This is a genomic window from Teichococcus aerophilus (assembly GCF_014490485.1).
Classification (GTDB): Bacteria; Pseudomonadota; Alphaproteobacteria; order Acetobacterales; family Acetobacteraceae; genus Pseudoroseomonas; species Pseudoroseomonas aerophila.
In genome coordinates this window covers 1-17009 of sequence record NZ_JACTVA010000046.1, presented here as the reverse complement: position 1 = coordinate 17009, position 17009 = coordinate 1, and the positions used below count along the sequence as shown (strand labels likewise).

At 68.6% G+C, this 17009-nt stretch carries 17 protein-coding genes; 13 read left to right on the top strand and 4 right to left on the bottom strand.

All coding sequences use genetic code 11. From position 1 onward, the window contains the following. The first annotated feature begins 10 nt into the window (after positions 1 to 10). The 8 genes from IBL26_RS19940 to IBL26_RS19905 all read left to right on the top strand — a co-directional run bounded on the left by IBL26_RS19940 (position 11) and on the right by IBL26_RS19905 (position 7467). A complete protein-coding gene (locus IBL26_RS19940) occupies positions 11 to 1195 on the top strand; it encodes an alpha-hydroxy acid oxidase (protein ID WP_187786269.1) in 1185 nt (394 codons plus the stop codon). A 104-nt stretch (positions 1196 to 1299) separates the two neighbouring features. Then, complete coding sequence (locus IBL26_RS19935; protein ID WP_187786268.1) at positions 1300 to 1836, top strand: SixA phosphatase family protein; 537 nt, start codon at positions 1300 to 1302, stop codon at positions 1834 to 1836. Positions 1837 to 1847: 11 nt separating this feature from the next. After that, the gene (locus IBL26_RS19930) at positions 1848 to 3392 is read left to right on the top strand and encodes a CYTH and CHAD domain-containing protein (protein WP_187786267.1); all 1545 of its coding nucleotides are present in this window, start codon (positions 1848 to 1850) and stop codon (positions 3390 to 3392) included. Between the two features lie 61 nt (positions 3393 to 3453). Then, on the top strand, positions 3454 to 4014 hold the full coding sequence (locus tag IBL26_RS19925) for a thermonuclease family protein (protein ID WP_206684270.1): 561 nt from the start codon (positions 3454 to 3456) through the stop codon (positions 4012 to 4014). 115 nt (positions 4015 to 4129) lie between these two features. Further along, the gene (gltA, locus tag IBL26_RS19920) at positions 4130 to 5425 is read left to right on the top strand and encodes a citrate synthase (protein WP_187786265.1); all 1296 of its coding nucleotides are present in this window, start codon (positions 4130 to 4132) and stop codon (positions 5423 to 5425) included. Between the two features lie 302 nt (positions 5426 to 5727). Beyond that, positions 5728 to 6387 carry a hypothetical protein gene (locus IBL26_RS19915; RefSeq protein ID WP_187786264.1) on the top strand — a complete coding sequence of 220 codons (660 nt, stop codon included), beginning with the start codon at positions 5728 to 5730 and terminating at the stop codon, positions 6385 to 6387. A 113-nt stretch (positions 6388 to 6500) separates the two neighbouring features. Continuing rightward, the gene (locus IBL26_RS19910; RefSeq protein WP_187786263.1) at positions 6501 to 6725 is read left to right on the top strand and encodes a hypothetical protein; all 225 of its coding nucleotides are present in this window, start codon (positions 6501 to 6503) and stop codon (positions 6723 to 6725) included. Between the two features lie 88 nt (positions 6726 to 6813). Then, a complete protein-coding gene (locus tag IBL26_RS19905; RefSeq protein WP_187786262.1) occupies positions 6814 to 7467 on the top strand; it encodes an LbetaH domain-containing protein in 654 nt (217 codons plus the stop codon). Positions 7468 to 7511: 44 nt separating this feature from the next. Here the strand turns inward: IBL26_RS19905 and IBL26_RS19900 are convergent, their stop codons facing one another. Beyond that, complete coding sequence (locus IBL26_RS19900; protein ID WP_187786261.1) at positions 7512 to 8450, bottom strand: ring-cleaving dioxygenase; 939 nt, start codon at positions 8448 to 8450, stop codon at positions 7512 to 7514. Positions 8451 to 8579: 129 nt separating this feature from the next. Further along, a complete protein-coding gene (wrbA, locus tag IBL26_RS19895) occupies positions 8580 to 9191 on the bottom strand; it encodes an NAD(P)H:quinone oxidoreductase (RefSeq protein WP_187786260.1) in 612 nt (203 codons plus the stop codon). Between the two features lie 99 nt (positions 9192 to 9290). Between wrbA and IBL26_RS19890 the strand changes: the two genes are divergently transcribed. The 4 genes from IBL26_RS19890 (at position 9291) to IBL26_RS19875 (ending at position 14163) form a co-directional block, all read left to right on the top strand. Next, positions 9291 to 10220 carry a LysR family transcriptional regulator gene (locus tag IBL26_RS19890; protein ID WP_187786259.1) on the top strand — a complete coding sequence of 310 codons (930 nt, stop codon included), beginning with the start codon at positions 9291 to 9293 and terminating at the stop codon, positions 10218 to 10220. Positions 10221 to 10300: 80 nt separating this feature from the next. Next, positions 10301 to 10954 carry a hypothetical protein gene (locus tag IBL26_RS19885; protein WP_187786258.1) on the top strand — a complete coding sequence of 218 codons (654 nt, stop codon included), beginning with the start codon at positions 10301 to 10303 and terminating at the stop codon, positions 10952 to 10954. A gap of 81 nt (positions 10955 to 11035) precedes the next feature. Beyond that, positions 11036 to 12574: a serine hydrolase domain-containing protein gene (locus IBL26_RS19880; protein WP_187786257.1), complete on the top strand. Its 1539-nt coding sequence runs from the start codon at positions 11036 to 11038 to the stop codon at positions 12572 to 12574. Beyond that, positions 12574 to 14163 carry an ABC transporter substrate-binding protein gene (locus tag IBL26_RS19875; RefSeq protein ID WP_187786256.1) on the top strand — a complete coding sequence of 530 codons (1590 nt, stop codon included), beginning with the start codon at positions 12574 to 12576 and terminating at the stop codon, positions 14161 to 14163. Before IBL26_RS19880 ends, IBL26_RS19875 begins: the two co-directional genes overlap by 1 nt. A 67-nt stretch (positions 14164 to 14230) precedes the next feature. On the opposite strand, the gene IBL26_RS19870 is transcribed toward IBL26_RS19875, so the two are convergent. Then, on the bottom strand, positions 14231 to 15103 hold the full coding sequence (locus IBL26_RS19870) for an amidohydrolase family protein (RefSeq protein WP_187786255.1): 873 nt from the start codon (positions 15101 to 15103) through the stop codon (positions 14231 to 14233). Positions 15104 to 15172: 69 nt separating this feature from the next. Next, complete coding sequence (locus IBL26_RS19865) at positions 15173 to 16054, bottom strand: LpxL/LpxP family acyltransferase (RefSeq protein ID WP_187786254.1); 882 nt, start codon at positions 16052 to 16054, stop codon at positions 15173 to 15175. A 134-nt stretch (positions 16055 to 16188) separates the two neighbouring features. On the opposite strand from IBL26_RS19865, the gene IBL26_RS19860 reads away from it, so the two are divergent. Further along, entirely contained in the window at positions 16189 to 16941 is a 753-nt protein-coding gene (locus IBL26_RS19860) for an SDR family NAD(P)-dependent oxidoreductase (RefSeq protein WP_187786253.1), read from the top strand. The last annotated feature ends 68 nt before the right edge of the window (positions 16942 to 17009 follow it).

Below are 17009 nucleotides of genomic sequence, written 5' to 3'. Positions count from 1 at the left end.
GCGCGTATTCATGCCGACGGTCACCAATATCGAGGATCTGCGCGTCCTCGCCCGCCGCCGCATTCCGCGCGCCATCTTCGACTACGCCGACCGTGGCTCCTATGACGAGGCGACCTACCGCGCCAACCGCGAGGACCTTGCGGCGCTGAAACTGCGTCAGCGCGTGATGATCGACGTCTCTGACCGTAAGACCGAGACCACCATGCTGGGCGAGACGGTGCGCATGCCCGTCGGCATCGCGCCCACCGGCCTGACCGGGCTGTTCCACGCGGATGGTGAGATCCATGGCCTGCGCGCCGCCAGCGCCTTCGGCATTCCGTTCTGCCTCTCCACCATGTCCATCTGCTCGATCGAGGACGTGGCGGAGGTGGGCAAGCCGTTCTGGTTCCAGCTCTACGTCATGCGGGACCGCGGCTTCGCGGAATCGCTGGTGCAGCGGGCCATCGCGGCGAAATGCTCGGCACTGGTGCTGACGCTGGACCTGCAGATCCAGGGCCAGCGGCACCGGGACCTGAAGAACGGCCTGGCCGTGCCGCCGAAGCTGACCCTGGCCAACGCGCTGGACGTGATGACCAAGCCGCGCTGGGCGATGGAAGTACTGCGCGGCAAGCGCAAGACCTTTGGCAACCTGACCGAGGCGCCGGGCGCGAAGGAAGGCCTCGCCACCCTCTCCCACTGGATCGCCGGGCAGTTCGACCCGTCGCTGTCCTGGAAGGACGTCGAGTGGATCCGCCGCATCTGGCCCGGCAAGCTGATCCTGAAGGGCGTGCTGGATGTCGAGGATGCGGTGATCGCCGCGGGCCTCGGCGCCGATGCCATGGTGGTCTCCAACCACGGTGGCCGGCAGCTGGATGGTGCACCGTCCTCCATTTCCGTCCTGCCTTCCATCGTCGATGCGGTGGGCGACAAGACGGAGATCATGTTCGATGGCGGCGTGCGTTCCGGCCAGGATGTGCTGAAGGCACTGGCGCTGGGGGCGAAGAGCTGCCTGATTGGCAAGGCGTGGCTCTACGGCCTCGCCGCCGGCGGCGAGAAGGGCGTCACCCAGGCGCTGGAGATCATCCGCAAGGAGCTGGATGTCAGCATGGCGCTGACCGGCACCAAGGATGTGCGCCACGTCACCGCCGACGTGCTGCACGCGCCCCGGCATGGCGAGGTGGTGCGCCCGCCCGGCGGGCGCGAAGCGGCGGAGTAAGCCGGCCGCGCCGCCCGGTTTAGGTCCGGTCCGTTCTGTATTTGTCATACAGGACGGACCGTTGCCCCCGTTACAGCCGCGCCCTGGCGTGCCACATTACTGCGATGCGGCAATTGCTCCTGCTGCGGCACGCAAAATCGTCCTGGGACGATCCTGACCTGCCGGACCACGCCCGCCCGCTGAACGCGCGTGGAAAGCGCGCGGCTGCCGTCATGGCAGCGGTCATGCAAGACCTCGGCCTGGCGCCCGATATCGTCCTCGTCTCCTCCGCCCGGCGGACATTGCAGACGCTGGAGGCGATGACACCCCTGCCCGACAGCCCGATGATCGAGCCGCTGGACGACCTGTACCTGGCCACATGGCAACGGATGCTGGACATCCTGCGCACGGTGCCGGAGACGGCGCGCAGCGTCATGCTCATCGGCCACAACCCCGGCATGCACGACCTGGCGCTGAGCCTGGCCGGGGCCGAGGCGATGGAACGCGGCGGCGCCCCCGGCACGCGGCGCCTGGCCGGTGGCTACCCGACCGCGGCGCTGGCCGAGTTCTCCGTACCTTCCACTTGGAAGGGGCTGGAAGCCGGGCAGGCAAGGCTGGTGCGCTTCATCGCCCCGAACGACCTGCCCGAAATGGCGACCTGAACCGGAACCCCATGACCGATACCATTCCGTTGCCGGACCCGGTCCCGCCCGCGCCAGAGCTGGCGGAGCCTACCCCACCGGTCGCGGTCACGCCGGTTCCGCCTACCCCCCTGGTGATGCAGGTAGCGCTTGACCCCGCCGTGGTGCCGGCACTGTGGCGGCACCCGTTGCTGGTACGCCATGCCGGGCGCAAGCCGCGCGGCAGCGTGGATGAATGCGTGTGGCTGGACACCGCCGAAGCCGCCTTGGCCCGCAAGGGCCAGGCGCTGGAGGCACCGCGCAAGGGCGCCCGCCTGCACCTGCACAGCCTGCCGGCCGTGGGCTTCTGCCTGCCCGGCACCGTGCCCGCGCCGCTGCGCGAATACCCGCCCGAGGAAGGTCCGGACACCACGGCAGGCGAGGTGCTGCTGCCCCTGGCTGCCTTCACCGGCCGCCGGGTCGAATTGCAGGCCGGCGACGTGGTGCTGACCCTGCGGCACGGCAATCTGCGCTGCGTGGCCGCCGAGGCGCCGGTGGCGCGGCTGGAGCTCTCCGGCCCGCCCGACTCCGTGCTGGCCCTGGCTGCCGGGCTGGCCGAGGACCTGCCGCTGCTGCCGGCCGCCGCCACGCTGGCCGAGACCGCCCGCGCCCTGGCGCGCCAGGAAGCTCCCCGCCCCCGCCGGCTCGGCCCGCCGGACCTGGGCCAGGTGGAGACCATCGAGGCGGCGCTGGCGCTCGCCATCGCGCATCTGACGGAAGTGCTGCTGGTGCAGGCACCGCGCGCGCGGCTGGAGGTGGGGCCGGAAGGCGTGCACCAGTCCCGCGTCGCCGCCCGCCGCCTGCGCTCCTGCCTCAAGCAGTTCCGTACCGTGCTGGATGGCCGCAACCTGCGGGAACTGGATGCGCGGCTGGCCGATTTCGCCCGCGCGCTGGGCGATGCGCGGGACCTCGATGTGTTCCTGCTGAACCTGGGCGCCGAATTGGCCGATGCTGTCGGCCCGGGCGAGCGGCGCGTGGCGGTGTTGCTGCGCACCGCGCGGCAGAAGCGCGAAGCCGCCTACCTGGCCCTGCGCGCCATGCTGGACGGCCCGGAATTCCGCCAGTTGATTTGGACCGCCACGCGCATCGCCGCCTTGCGGGACTGGGGTTCGGACCGGCCGGTCGATGCCGACGCGCCGTTGCGGCCTTTCGCCAAGGCCACCCTGGCCCGCCGCTGGCGCCGCCTGTTGAAGCGCGGCGCCGATATCGAGGAACATGCGGCCGAGTCGCTGCATGAATTGCGGCTGGACGCCAAGCGGCTGCGTTATTCCGCCGAATTGTTCTCGCCGCTCTGGGCCGGCAAATCCACCCGCCGATTCCTCAAGCGCCTTTCCGGCGTGCAGGACGCGCTGGGGGTGGCGAACGACACCCATGTCGCCCGCGTCCTGGTGGCCGGGCTCGGCGGGCGCGGCGGTGCGGGGCCGTGGGCGATCGGGCTGGCGGAAGGCTTCGCGCTGGCCCATGGCGCTGGTGCGCGGGACCAGGCGCTGGAGGCGTGGAAGGAACTGGAGGGGCTGAGCCCCTTCTGGGAGAACTGAGCGATGGATGGGCACATCCCCGCTTGAACCGCCCCCCACCCCTGGTTTAACGCTTGGCCGCGTGTTGAACCGTCGCCGCATCTTCCGCTCTTCCTACTCTCCCCCCAGCCGCTGGCGGGGGGTGGCGCTCGGTGCCGCCTTCTCCTTTGTCTGCGTGGCGCTGGTGGGCCTCGGCCTGCCGGCCAACCTGTTCGGCTCCGCACCGCGGGAGCAGGACTGGCAGGCCAGCGCCGCCACCGTCCTGGTCGTCGATGGCGATACGCTGCGGCTGGGTGAGCGCACCCTCCGCCTCTCCGGCCTGCTGTCGCCCGAGCGGGGGCAAACCTGCCGCACCTCCTCCGGCGTCGGCTTCGATTGCGGTGCCACGGCCGCCCAGGCGCTGGCGCGGCTGGTGCAGGGCCGGGACCTGACCTGCAAGGTGCAGGGGCGCGACCATTTCGGCCGGCCACTCGGCACCTGCGTCGCGAATGGGGAAGAGGTGAACGCCGCGCTCGTCGCTTCCGGCTGGGCGTTGGCCGATGGCAATGCCGATATGGCAGGGCTGGAGGCCACCGCACGCGCGGCTCAGCGCGGCCTTTGGTCCTATCTGCAAGGCGCGCCAGAGCGTTGGCAGCAACGTTGAGCCACAAGGCCCGCCCGGGGCCGGATAGACAAGCGGCAGCACCGCTGACTATCTTGCGCTGCATCATGGCGGCGCCGCAGCACACGACGGCACCGCCCCCCTAAAGGAAGACGCCATGAGCAATACGGCAAAAGGCTCCGTTACGGTCACGCTGGACGGATCGAACAAAAGCGCCACGCTTCCGCTGCTTCAGGGCTCGATCGGCCCCGATGTCTTCGACATCCGTAAGCTCTACAGCGACCTCGGTGTCTTCACCTTCGATCCCGGCTATGGCGGTACGGCGGCTTGCGAAAGCGAGATCACCTATATCGATGGTGACCAGGGCGTCCTGCTCTATCGCGGCTATCCCATCGAGCAGCTGGCCGAGAAGAGCGACTTCATCGAAGTCTCCTACCTTCTGCTGAACGGCGAGCTGCCCACCCCCGAGCAGCGCAAGAAGTTCGAGCACGACGTGACCATGCACACGATGGTGCATGAGCAGCTGCGCTCCTTCTTCCAGGGTTTCCGCCGCGACGCGCACCCGATGGCTATCCTCTGCGGCGTCGTCGGCGCGCTCTCGGCCTTCTATCACGACAGCCTGGACATCAACGACCCGGCGCAGCGCGAGATCAGCGCGTTCCGCCTGCTCGCCAAGGTGCCGACCATCGCTGCCTGGGCCTATAAGTATTCCATCGGCCAGCCCTTCATGTACCCGCGGAACGACCTCTCCTACGCGGAGAACTTCCTGTACATGATGACCGCCGTCCCGGCGGAAGACTGGAAGCCGAACCCGATCCTCTCCCGCGCCATGGACCGCATCCTGGTCCTGCACGCGGACCATGAGCAGAACGCCTCCACCTCCACGGTGCGGCTGGCGGGCTCGACCGGCGCCAACCCCTTCGCCTGTATCGCCGCCGGCATCGCGGCGCTGTGGGGCCCCGCGCATGGCGGCGCCAACGAGGCGGTGCTGAAGATGCTGGGCGAGATCGGCAGCGTCGAGAACATCCCCGACTTCATCGCCAAGGTGAAGGACAAGAACAGCGGCGTGAAGCTGATGGGCTTCGGGCACCGCGTCTACAAGAACTTCGACCCGCGCGCGAAGATCATGCAGGCGACCTGCCATGAAGTTCTGAAGGAGCTCGGCATCAAGGACGAGCCGCTGCTCGACCTGGCCGTGGCGCTGGAGAAGATCGCGCTGGAGGACGAGTACTTCGTCAGCCGCAAGCTGTACCCGAACGTCGATTTCTATTCGGGTATCATCCTGAAGGCGATGGGCATCCCGACGCATATGTTCACGGTGCTGTTCGCCGTGGCCCGCACCATCGGCTGGGTCAGCCAGTGGAAGGAAATGATCGAGGACCCGGCGCAGCGCATCGGCCGTCCGCGCCAGATCTATACCGGCCCGGCGCAGCGCGACTACCCGACCCGCTGAACCGGCGACAGGCGGCCCGCCCAGGGCCGCCATCCTGGCGACAAGACCCCGTCCGGCGCTGCCGGGCGGGGTTTATTTTTGTTTTCTAGCTAAACTTTATGTCAAGCCTCAGGAATATCTTGCAGACCACTGATACGTCTTGAATTCCAGCTGATTTATACTCCACGAAGACTTTTCGCGACTTCGATTCGGTCATTTGATCCACAGAAAACTCGCTAAAAAGTGAACACTGGCTCTTGATCACAACTGCGCGATTGGAGTTGATGGTACCAGATTGCCTCAAAGGTCCGGAACGCTCTCCGATGATTCAAGTCGACAGGCCAGAACTCACCTACCGTTCGCTGGACGACCTCGTGCGTCGCCGTCTCCGCACCTGGCCCCAGCGGCCGCCCGGTGCCATCGAGACCCCGAAGCAGCGCGGCGTCTGGATGCGCGCACGCCCAGGGGAGGCCGATACCAGTACGCATCCTTTCCTGCGCCTCCCCGGCTCCAACCGCCTCCGCACGCTGCCGGACGGGCTGTGGCTGCATTTCAGCCCCGACCCGGCGGATGCCTTTTGCGACATCCTGTGCATCGAGGCGTGCTCCACCCTGCAGAACCTGCTGGACAAACGGTCCCGCTTCGCGCCCTCCACCAACTCGCTGCTGGTGGTGTGCCCGGTGCCCTGGCTGCTGGCGTCGCAGGACAACCGAGCCACGTCGCCGCCGCGCTGGAAGACCATCCGCCTGATGAAGGAGGAACCGACGACGCCGCTGGTGCTGCCGGTGCGCGACGTGCGCGTGCTCTACGGGCTGAAGCAGCGGCAATACGATGGTTTCGCCCGCACCCAGATGCCGCAGGCGCATGAGTATTTCTGCCCGATGGACGCGCTGACGGATGAGGACGGCCATAGTAACCCGGCGATGCAGGCGTTGATCTCCCGCGCCTCCGGCGCCGCCAACTTCATGCGGCTGCCCTGGTAGAAGCCTGGAGCGTGGAGATGCCCGCCGCATCTGCCGCGGCGGGCACGCCCCAGAGGCGGCGCAACCTTCCGGCGCCGGCGCCGGTTGAAGGAGCAACAGAAGGAGATGCTCCGATGACCGACAAAGCCAATCTGGAAGGCCTGAAGAACTGGGGCACCGGGCCCGCGACCGGCCGCCCCACCAGCGTCGGGCCGCACGACATCGACAAGGACCAGACCGACCCGAACAACAAGGGCCTGGACCCGGAGACCGACTACAACGGCCAGCCGGGGGACAACAAAGGCCTCGGCATCACCGGCAAGCCCGGTGGTCCGGTGAACATCCAGCCCAAGAAGTAGAGACGACCCTGCCACGCGATGTGGCAGTTCCATGATGTTTCCGCCGGGGCGATTGCACCGCCCCGGCAGCCGGCGCCAGCCTCGCGCCATGCAGGACACACAGCTTCACCGCGAACCGGACACCGCCAGCAAGACCCTGGGCGAGACGCCGGCCATCCACCCCGACGCCCAGATCCGCGATAGCCGCTTCGGCCGCTATTGCGAGGTCGGGCCACGCAGCAAAGTCGCCGAGACCACCTTCGGCGACTACAGCTATGTCGGGAACGACAGCGACATCATCTACAGCACCCTGGGCCGCTTCTGCTCCATCGCGGCGCAGGTGCGGATCAATCCAGGCAACCATCCGCTGGAGCGTGTGGCGCTGAACCACTTCACCTACCGCGCATCCGCCTACGGGCTGGGGGAGGATGACGCCGCCTTCTTCCAGTGGCGGCGGGACCATCACGTGACGCTGGGCCATGATGTCTGGATCGGTCACGGCGCGGTGGTGCTGCCGGGCCTCCGCATCGGCAACGGAGCCGCGATCGGCGCGGGCGCCGTGGTCACCAAGGATGTGCCGCCCTTCGCCATCGTCATCGGTGTTCCGGGGCGGGTGCTGCGCTACCGCTTCACGCCGGAGATCATTGCCTCGCTGGAGCGGATTGCCTGGTGGGACTGGCCGCATGAGCGGCTGGGCGAGGCCCTGGCCGATTTCCGCAACCTGGGCGCCGAGGCTTTCTGCGCCAAGTACGACCCAGCCTGACAACCGGCAGCCACCGGGCGGTATTCCCGCCCGGTGGCCCTTCGTCACAACGGCTTCAGGCCCTTCTCGATCTGTGCCCGCTTCGGCTCCAGGAACGGCGGCAGGGCAAGCTTCTCGCCCAGCGTCTCCATCGGCTCGTCCGTGGCGAAGCCGGGGCCGTCGGTGGCGATTTCGTACAGGATGCCGGAGGGCTCCCGCACATACAGGCTGCGGAAGTAGAAGCGGTCCACCGGGCCGCTGGACCGCAGGCCGAGGGTCTCCAGCCGGGTCACCCAGTACTCGTATTCGTCGTCATTCACGCGGAAGGCCACGTGGTGGACGCTGCCGGCACCGGGCTGGTGGCGTGGCAGGTTCGGCTCCACCCGCATGTGCAACTCCGCCGCCGGGCCACCCTCTCCCATCGCATAGACACGGGTGACGATGCCGTCCGCCCCGGTCACCTCCCGGTCCAGCCGCATGGCCATGACGCGGGTGACGAAGGCGTCCGAATGCGCCGGGTTGGCGACGCTCATGGTGATCGGGCCGAGGCCGCGGATCTGGAAATCCGCCGGCACCGGGCTGCGGTCCCACGGATGCGCCGGGCCGGTGCCGCCATCGTCCAGCAGCGCCAGGCGCTGGCCCTCGAAATCCTCGAAGGCGAGTTCCAGGCGTCCATCGACCTCCTGCACCGGGCCATGCGTCACCTTGTGCTCATCGAGCCGCGCCGCCCAGTAATCTAGCGCCGCGCGGCCGTTCACCCGCAAGGCGGTGCGGACGATGCTGTTGGTGCCGCGCTGCTCCTTCGGGGTCGGCCAGTCAAAGAAGGTCAGGTCGGTGCCGGGGCTGGCTTGGCCGTCCGCGTAGAACAGGTGGTAGGCGCTGACATCGTCCTGGTTGACGGTCTTCTTCACCATCCGCATCCCCAGGATGCGGGTGTAGAAATCGTGGTTGCCACGCGCATCGGCCGAGACGGCCGTCAGGTGGTGAATGCCATGGAGTTGCATTGGTAATCCTCCTGCCGGCCGCCTGGGGATCTACCCCCGTGCCGGTGTTGCTAGAGCCTGTCCGCCGCGGGGCTCCGCGGCGAAGATGCTCCAGCCCTGTGTTCAGTCCTGCGCGTCACGTGCCGCGCGTCAGGCGCGGCCGCGCACCAGCGCGCCGGTCACTTCCGCCACGTGGCGGCCCTGGCTCTTCGCCATCTCCAGCTCCGCTTCGCTCGGCTGGCGGGAGCCGTCGCCGGCCGCGATCGTCGTGGCGCCGTAGGGCGTGCCGCCGGCCACCGTCGCGACATCCAGCATGCGCTTCTCGGTGTAGGGCAGCCCAACGACGGTCATGCCGAAATGCAGCAGGTTGACGATGGTCGAGGTCAGCGTCGTCTCCTGCCCGCCATGCTGGCTGGCGGTGGAGGCGAAGACCGAGCCGACCTTGCCCACCAGCTTGTCCTGGAACCAAAGCCCACCGGCCTGGTCGAGGAAGTTGGCCATCTGGGACGCCATGCGGCCAAAGCGCGTCGGCGTGCCGATGATGATGGCGTCGTAGTCGGCCAGCTCGTTGATGGTGGCGACGGGGGCGGCCTGATCCAGCTTGAAGTGGGCGCCCTTGGCGACCTCCTCCGGCACCAGTTCCGGCACCCGCTTGATGGTCACTTCGGTGCCGGGCACGGCGCGAGCGCCTTCGGCCACCGCGCCTGCCATCGTCTCGATGTGGCCGTAGCTGGAATAGTAGAGGATCAGAACCTTGGTCATCGCGTGCTCCTGCGCCGGTTTCGGTGAGCCACAAATTGCGTTCTTGCCGGATATCCGCAATGCCTTGCCGGGGAACGCTGCGTTCGCTAATCGAGAACGATGCGACCTAGTGCGGACGACCTGGCCACCTTCGTCCAGGTGGTGGATAGCGGCACCCTGACAGCGGCGGCCTTGCGGCTGGGGCTGGCGAAGTCTGTCGTCAGCAAGCGAATGGCGGGGCTGGAGGCGCAGCTGGGCGCCAAGCTGCTGCACCGGGCGCCGCGCAGCGTAACGCCGACCGAGACCGGCACGCTGCTCTACGCCCGCGCCCGCGCCGTGCTGGCGCAGCTGGACAGCCTGGCGGAGGATGTCTCGGCGCAGTCCGGCGCGCTGCGCGGGCTGATCCGCATGGCGGCGCCGATGAGCTTCGGCACCCGCTACCTCGGCCCCGCCATCGCCGACTTCATGAAGCGTTACGAGAGCATCGAGATCCACCTGGATTTCGACGACCGCCATGTGAACTTGCAAGGCAGCAGCTACGACCTTGCCTTGCGGATCGGCCGGCTGGCGGATTCCTCGCTGCGGGCGCGGCGGCTCGGCACCAGCCGGCGGGCGCTCTGCTGTTCCCGCGACTATGCCGAGCGCGCGGGGATGCCGGAGACGCTGGATGCGCTGACCGCCCATGAGTGCCTGGGTTACGCCAATGCGCCCTCCGGCCATGTCTGGCGGTTCGCGCCGGAGGGCGATCCGGGCGGGCCGCACCGCTCCGTCGCGCTGCGTGGGCGGATGATCGCCAACAATGGCGAGGCGCTGCTGGATGGCGCTCGGGCCGGGCTGGGGCTGACGGTCCTGCCCAGCTTCATGGTCGGCCCCGCCGTCGCGGCCGGGGAGTTGGTGCAGATCCGGATTCCCGGCTGGGTGCCGGTGCCGGATACCATCCACGTGGTCTATCCGGAGACGCCGTTCCTTCCCTTGAAACTTCGGGCTTTGATCGAACATCTGGCGCAGTGCGTCAGCGAGCCTTTCGCCTGGGACTCGGCGCTTTCCTGAGGATGGCGCTACCGAGCGACACGGCGAGGCGTTAGAACACCCCCTGGCTTCTGCCATCACTGAAAGTTCCGAATTTGCAATTGACCGAAGCCCAAGTGGCCACTGCCGAGGCCCAGGGATGCCGCTTCGTCCCCGCGAGCGAGGGACAGGTGCGGCAGTATTCGATGCAGCGTCGCGTCTTTCAGGTGAAGGGCCAGGCTTTCCTCATCATGCGACATGACGGCTTCTATGAGACAGCCGGCACCTTGCTGGCGCTGATCGCCAACGCGCCGATGCCAGCTACCCCCGCCCCCACGCCCCCACCACCCGTCCTGCCGACCGAGCCAACGCCTGAACCGGCGATCGAAGCAGCCCCGGAAGCCGAGCAGGTTTCAGAAGCCGAGACCGAGGCCGAACAGCCGGCAGCGCCCGATGCCGATGCCGATGCCGATGCCGATGCCGATGCCGATGAAGACATCGTCAAGGCTGCCGAGCCCGCCAAGCCCCTGAGGCAGGCCACCCTGTCCCTGCCGGAGCCGCAGGCCGGCAAGCGTGGCCCGCGCGGCAAGGCCAGGGTCGAGGCCGCGGTCGAAGCGCCTGTCCCAGCGTCGCCGGAGGCGCAGGCGGATGTATTGGCGGCGATGAAGACCATCACCACCGGCTACGTCGCCGGCCACCAAGTGGATGCGGCGCAGCTCACCGATCTGCTGACCACCGTCCATCGCTCGTTGCGCGCGCTGCCCCGCAAGGGCTGAAGCGGTTTTACGTTGCCGGGGCTTCCGCCCCGGCGCCGGAGGGGGTGAAATCGGCGCCTCCCTGCCGCAGGACTCGCGCCGATGCCAGACTGGACCCGTGCCACCGCCCTCGCCGCCGCCCTGACCGGGGCGTGGGCGGAAGCCAGGGGGCCGGGCGGCGCCATCGTGCTGTTCGACGCCAGCGGCCCGCAGGCCAGCCTCGCCGGCGGCTTCGCCAGCATCGAGCACGCGCTGCCCTTCACGCCGGAGACGACCAACCGCTACGCCTCCATCAGCAAGCACTTCATGGCGGCGACGCTGCTGCTGGAAGGGATTCCGCTGGAAGCGCCGCTCGGCACCCTGCTGCCGGAGCTACCGGCCGCCATCGGCGCCGTACCGCTGGTGCGGGCGCTGGATATGACCGGCGCGCTGCCGGACATGATGGAGGTCCTCTGGCACCAGGGCGCGCCCTATACCGCCAGCCTCTCTGCCACGGACGTGGAGTCGGTGCTGCGCCGCCTGCCGGGGGTGAATGCCGAGCCCGGGACCGAGATGGCCTATTCCAACACCGGCTGGCGCCTGGCGCAGTCGGTGGTGCAGGCGCAGCGTGGCGTCCCGTATGCCGAAGCCCTTGCCCGCCGCCTGCTGCGGCCGCTGGACCTGCGCATCCACTTCCCCGCCGATGAGGCCGAGCCAGTGCCCGGCCTTGCCACCGGCTACTGGCACGATGGCGCGGCATGGCGGCGCGGTCGCTACGGCATGCATTTTTCCGCCTCCGGAGGGCTGGCGGGCAGTGCGTTGACCCTGGCGCGCTGGGCTGCGGCGCTGCTGGCTGGGCGTGGGCCGCTGGAGGGTGTGCTGGAACAGCTGGCAGCCCCGCGCAGCTTCGCCGACGGCTCGCCCAGCGCCTACAGCCTGGGGCTGGTGCACAGCATGCTGGGCACGATGCCGGTGGTGGGCCATGGCGGCTCCCTGCCCGGCTACCGCAACCACATGCTGATGGCGCCGGAACTCGGCGTCGGCGTGGTCGTGCTGACCAACCGGGAGGAGGACGCGCTGTGGCCGGCGCTGCGCGTGCTGGCGGAGCTGGTCGGCCAACCGCTGCCGGCCCCGGCACAGGGCCTGCCAACCGGCCTGTTCGCCACCAGCGAGGGGCCGTTCTGGGCTGAACTGACGGCCGACGCAATGTCCTTCATGGGTGGGTTCGAGAGGCTGGTCGCGGCACAAGGTGGCGGCGCGCGTACCCTGCCGGCCTATCTGGATGCCAGCCTGCAACCGGCGGCGGATGGCAGCCTGCATGCGCGCATCGGTGGTGCCGCCCGCATCCTGCACCCGGTGCCACCGGCGCAGACGCTGGACCCCGGGCTGGTGGGGCGCTGGCGGGAACCGCTATTCGGTGCCGTGCTGACCATCCGCGCCGACGGTACCGCGACCTGGCCCTGGGCCGGCGGCTTGGGGGCGGAGACGCGGCTGACCGCCCTGCCCGGCGGCCGTGCCCTGGCGGACCTGCCGCATGGCCCCTGGCGGCACCGCCCCTGCCTGATCCTGACCGAAGCTGGAACGTTGCGGGTTGCCAGCCATCGCGCCCGGGTGCTGCAATTCGAACGGGACGACGAGAAGCAGGACAGGAATCCAACGTGATGACACCAACCGGGTACGTGCGGCTGATGCTGCTGGCGGCCACCGCCCTGGGCGGCGCCGCGCTGCCACAGGCCCAAGCCCAGCAGCCCGCCGCCAACCGCGTGCTGCGCGTGGCCCCGCATGCCGATTTGCGGACGCTGGACCCGGTGGTGGCCTCCATCCTCGTCACCCGCATGCACGGAACGATGATTTACGAGACGCTGTTCTCCTGGGACGCGCAGCTGAACCCGCAGCCGCAGATGGTGGACCGGTTCGAGGCCTCTCCCGACAACCTGACCTGGACCTTCCGGCTGCGGGAGGGGCTGCGCTTCCATGACGGGCAGCCGGTGACGTCGCGCGATGTCGTCGCCTCCCTGAGCCGCTGGATGGCGCGGGACACGGTGGGGAGCAAGCTACGGGAATACACCGCGTCGCTCGACGTCGTGGATGACCGGAGCTTCGTGTTGAAGCTGAAGCGGCCGCACGGCGCCGTGCCGTTCTCGTTGGGCTCGGCCGTGGGGCAGATCCCCGCCATCATGCGGGAGAGCGATGCCCGGACGGAGCCGACCACGCCCGTCACCAACACGATCGGCAGCGGCCCGTTCCGCTTCAACCGGGACGCGTGGCGGCCCGGCGCGCTGGTGGTCTACGACCGCAATGCCGATTACGTGCCGCGCAACGAGCCTGCCAACGGCATGGCCGGCGGCCGCGTCGTGAAGCTGGACCGCGTCGAGTGGCACATCATGCCGGACCCGGCGACCGCCGCCGCCGCGTTGCAGACCGGCGAGATCGATATCTGGGAGCAGCCGGCGCAGGACCTGATCCCGGTGCTACAGCGGGCACGCGGCATCCAGGTGGAGAAGTACACCACCAACCAGGCCATGCTGCGGCCCAACCACCTGTTCCCGCCCTTCAATGACCCGCGCGCCCGGCTGGCCATGGCGTATCTGGTGAACCAGCCGGATGCGCTGACCGCCGGCGTGGGCGACGAGCAATGGTGGACCGCCTGCGGCTCCTACTTCGTCTGCGGCAGCCCGAACGGTACGGCGGTGGGCTCGGACGCCTATGCCCAGCCGAATGTGGAGACCGCCCGGCGACTGCTGGCCGAGTCCGGCTACCGGGGCGAGCGGGTGGTGCTGATGACCACCAACGACATCCCCGCCATCGGCCGCATGGCCGAGGTCGCCGCCGCCGCGCTGCGGGAGGGCGGCATGAACATCGACCTGCAGTTCCAGGACTGGGGCGCTGTGACCACCCGCCAGCCGAAGAAGGACCCGCCGGACCAGGGTGGCTGGAACCTGTTCGTCACCTTCGCATCCGGCGCCACCATGCAGTCGCCGATCACCAATATCGGCACGAACATGGCCTGCGACCGCGCCTGGGCCGGCTGGCCGTGCGACGAAGAAGCGGAGCGGCTGCGCAACGCCTATGTCGAGGCGGTGGGCGACGAGGCCCGCCAGAAGGCGCTGGAAGCCCTGCACCTGCGGCTGACGGCGATGCAGCCCTACCGCCTGCTGGGCCAGTTCAACCAGCCCTATGCACGGCGCGCCAACATCACCGGGCTGCTGCCGGGTTCGGTGATGACGTTCTGGAATGTCGAAAAGCAGTAGCGGCGCGCTGCCTGGAGCACGCGCCGGTCGCGGGGCGTGCTCCAGGTGTTCGGTGATGGTCCGATGCTCAGAAGCCGTAGAGGCGCGCCGGGTTTTCCACCAGCACCCGGTGACGGGTGGCTTCATCAGGCGCCCAATCCGCCACCAGATCCAACAGGTCGCCCACCTTCGGCATGGTCCCCCAGTGGGTGACATGCGGCCAGTCCGAGCCCCACAGGCAGCGATCTGGCGCCACTGCCAGCAGGGCGCGCGCCAACGGCACCACATCCGCAAAATCCGGCGCCAGCTGGCTCAGCCGGAAGGCGCCGGAGAGCTTCACCCAGGCGCCGTCCCCTACCAAGCCGACCAGGGCCTGGAATCCTGGGTGCTGCGGGCCTTCAGCCGCGGGGAAATTCGCCATGTGGTCCAGCACCAACGGCACTGGCAGGCGGGACAAGGCGGGGGCGAGTTCCGGTAGCTGGCGCGCATCCAGCAGCAATTGCAGGTGCCAGCCCTGTTCCTTGCACAGCGCGGCGGTGTCCTGCAGGCCATCCAGCCCCAGCCCGCCGCCTTGCAGCAGGTTCATGCGCAGGCCAGTGACGCCGGCTTCCTTCAGGCGGCGGTACTCGGCATCCTGCAGGCTCGGGGTGGTGACGGCAACGCCGCGCAGCCGCTGCGGGTTGGCCCGCAGCACGCTTTCCATCAGGCTGTTGTCGGTGCCGTGCACGCTGACCTGCACCAGCACGCCATAGGTCATGCCGACCGCATCGAGCATCGCCAGATAGGCCTCGGCAGTCGCTTCCTCCGGCGTATAGGCGCGGTTCGCGATCCAGGGCCATTGCGGCGGCAGGCCGATGACATGCGCATGCGTATCCACCGCGCCGTTCGGCACGGTAAAGCGGCGTGGCGCGGCCGGATGTGGGTCTGGCCCTGGGCAGGCGGGCGGCTGGTTGGGTGCCATGCGGGGACGTTTCCTTGGTGCTTGCGCACAGGGTCGCACGCCGGGCCCGCCGGTCAAGCCAGTGGTCGTTCAGCCCCGCTGGTAATAGTGCTTCTGCAGGCGTCGATGCAGCCATAGCCATTGGCCCGGCCGTTCCCGCAACCAGGCCTCGATGCGGCTATTAACGGCGATCGTCAGCAGGCGGGCATCCTGGTGCCGGTCCCCCGTCTTGGGCCAAGGCAACGGCGGCTCGACCACGATGCGGAAGCGGCACGGCCCTAGCCGGATGACCTGGGCGGGAATGAGCGGGCAGTCGAAACGGAGCGCGAGTTCCGCGGGCGCCGAGGTGGTCATGGCGCCGTGCCCGAAGAAGGTCAGTTCCAGACCCTCATTCAGCTTCTGATCCGCGAGTACGCCCAACGCGCCGCCCTGCGACAAATGCTTCAGTGCCATGCGCGCCCCAGCGGAGCCTTTGGGAAACAGCGGCAGCGCGGCCTCGGTCGCGCGCATGTCCCGCAACAGGCGATCGACCAGCGGGTTGTCGGGGGCACGGTAGAAACCGCCCATGTTCAGCCCTGCCCGTGCCGCCGCCAGCGGAAGCACTTCCCAGTTGGCCATATGAGCCGAGACCAGAACGGCACGCCCGCTGCTGGGCAGGTGCTCGGCGCCGACCACCTCCCAGCCCGGGCCCTCGGCGCTGTGCGGCAGTTGGGCGATATGTGGCAGTTCCAGCATGGTACGGCCAAGATTGTCCCAGCAATCCTTCAGCACCTGCTCCCGCCACGCGGGGGTCTGTTCCGGGAACGCCAGTTCCAGGTTCCGGCGTGCGATGCGCGAGACAGGAATCCAGGGGCCCAGGAAGCGGCTGACCCGCCCCCCCAGATTGGAGGCGCGCAACGGACCCAGCAGGCGCGAGAAGCCGAGTAGGGCCTGCACCAGCGCCGCCTCAATCCGCCACTTGAGTTGCCTCATCGACCCCCGGTCCTGCTCGAATGGGGCGTTTTGCCGGGTTTCGGGCTGGGTGGCCAGTGCGGCGGCGCCCACTCGACCGAATCGCCCGGCTGTGCCCTGATTACGCGGTGGGAAGCTGAGGACGATGCATCACGATGAAACTGGACTTTACTGGCAAGACCGTCGCCGTCAGTGGTGCCGCTATCGGCATCGGAAAGGCGATTTGTGGCTTGTTCCAGGCTGCTGGCGCGCAGGTCCATGGCTGCGACATCCAGGAGGATGCACTGCATGAGTTGGCCCGGATGGGAGTCAACACGCAGGTCGTTGACCTGACGGACCGCCAGGCGGGCGGCGCTTGGATTCATTCTGTCGAGGCCGCTTCCGGCGGCGCGGTCGATATCCTCGTGTGCAATGCCGGCGGCGTCGCCGGGCAGAGCCCGAAGCCTTTGGAAGAGGTCGAGGACGCCGATTTCGACCGGATCATGGAGATCAATCTGGGCGCTGCCTTCCGCCTGTGTCGTGCTGCTGTACCCGCCATGAAGCATGCCGGCCACGGAGCGATCGTCACCACGACGTCCGGCGCTGCCCTCCAGGCTTCGCTGACAGGTATCCAGGCCTATTGCTCTGCCAAGCACGCCCTGTTGGGACTGACGCGGCAGTTGGCGCATGAGCTGGGGCCGCATGGCATTCGGGTCAACAGCGTCGCACCCGGCTTCATCCGCAGTAATGCCGCGACCGAACGCCAGTGGGACGCCTATGGGCCGGAGAAGCAACGCCAGCTGGTACAGGGCATCGCGCTACAGCGCCTGGGGACGGTGGAGGAGATTGCCAAGGCGGTGTTGTTCTTGGCGTCCGACATGGCGAGTTTTGTGAACGGCCAAGTCCTGTCGGTGGATGGAGGCCGTTAGAAACGCGAAATCCGCCTGCGGAGGTGTTTCCGAGGCGGTTGTGGTGGTGGTTGTGGTGATGGGATGCG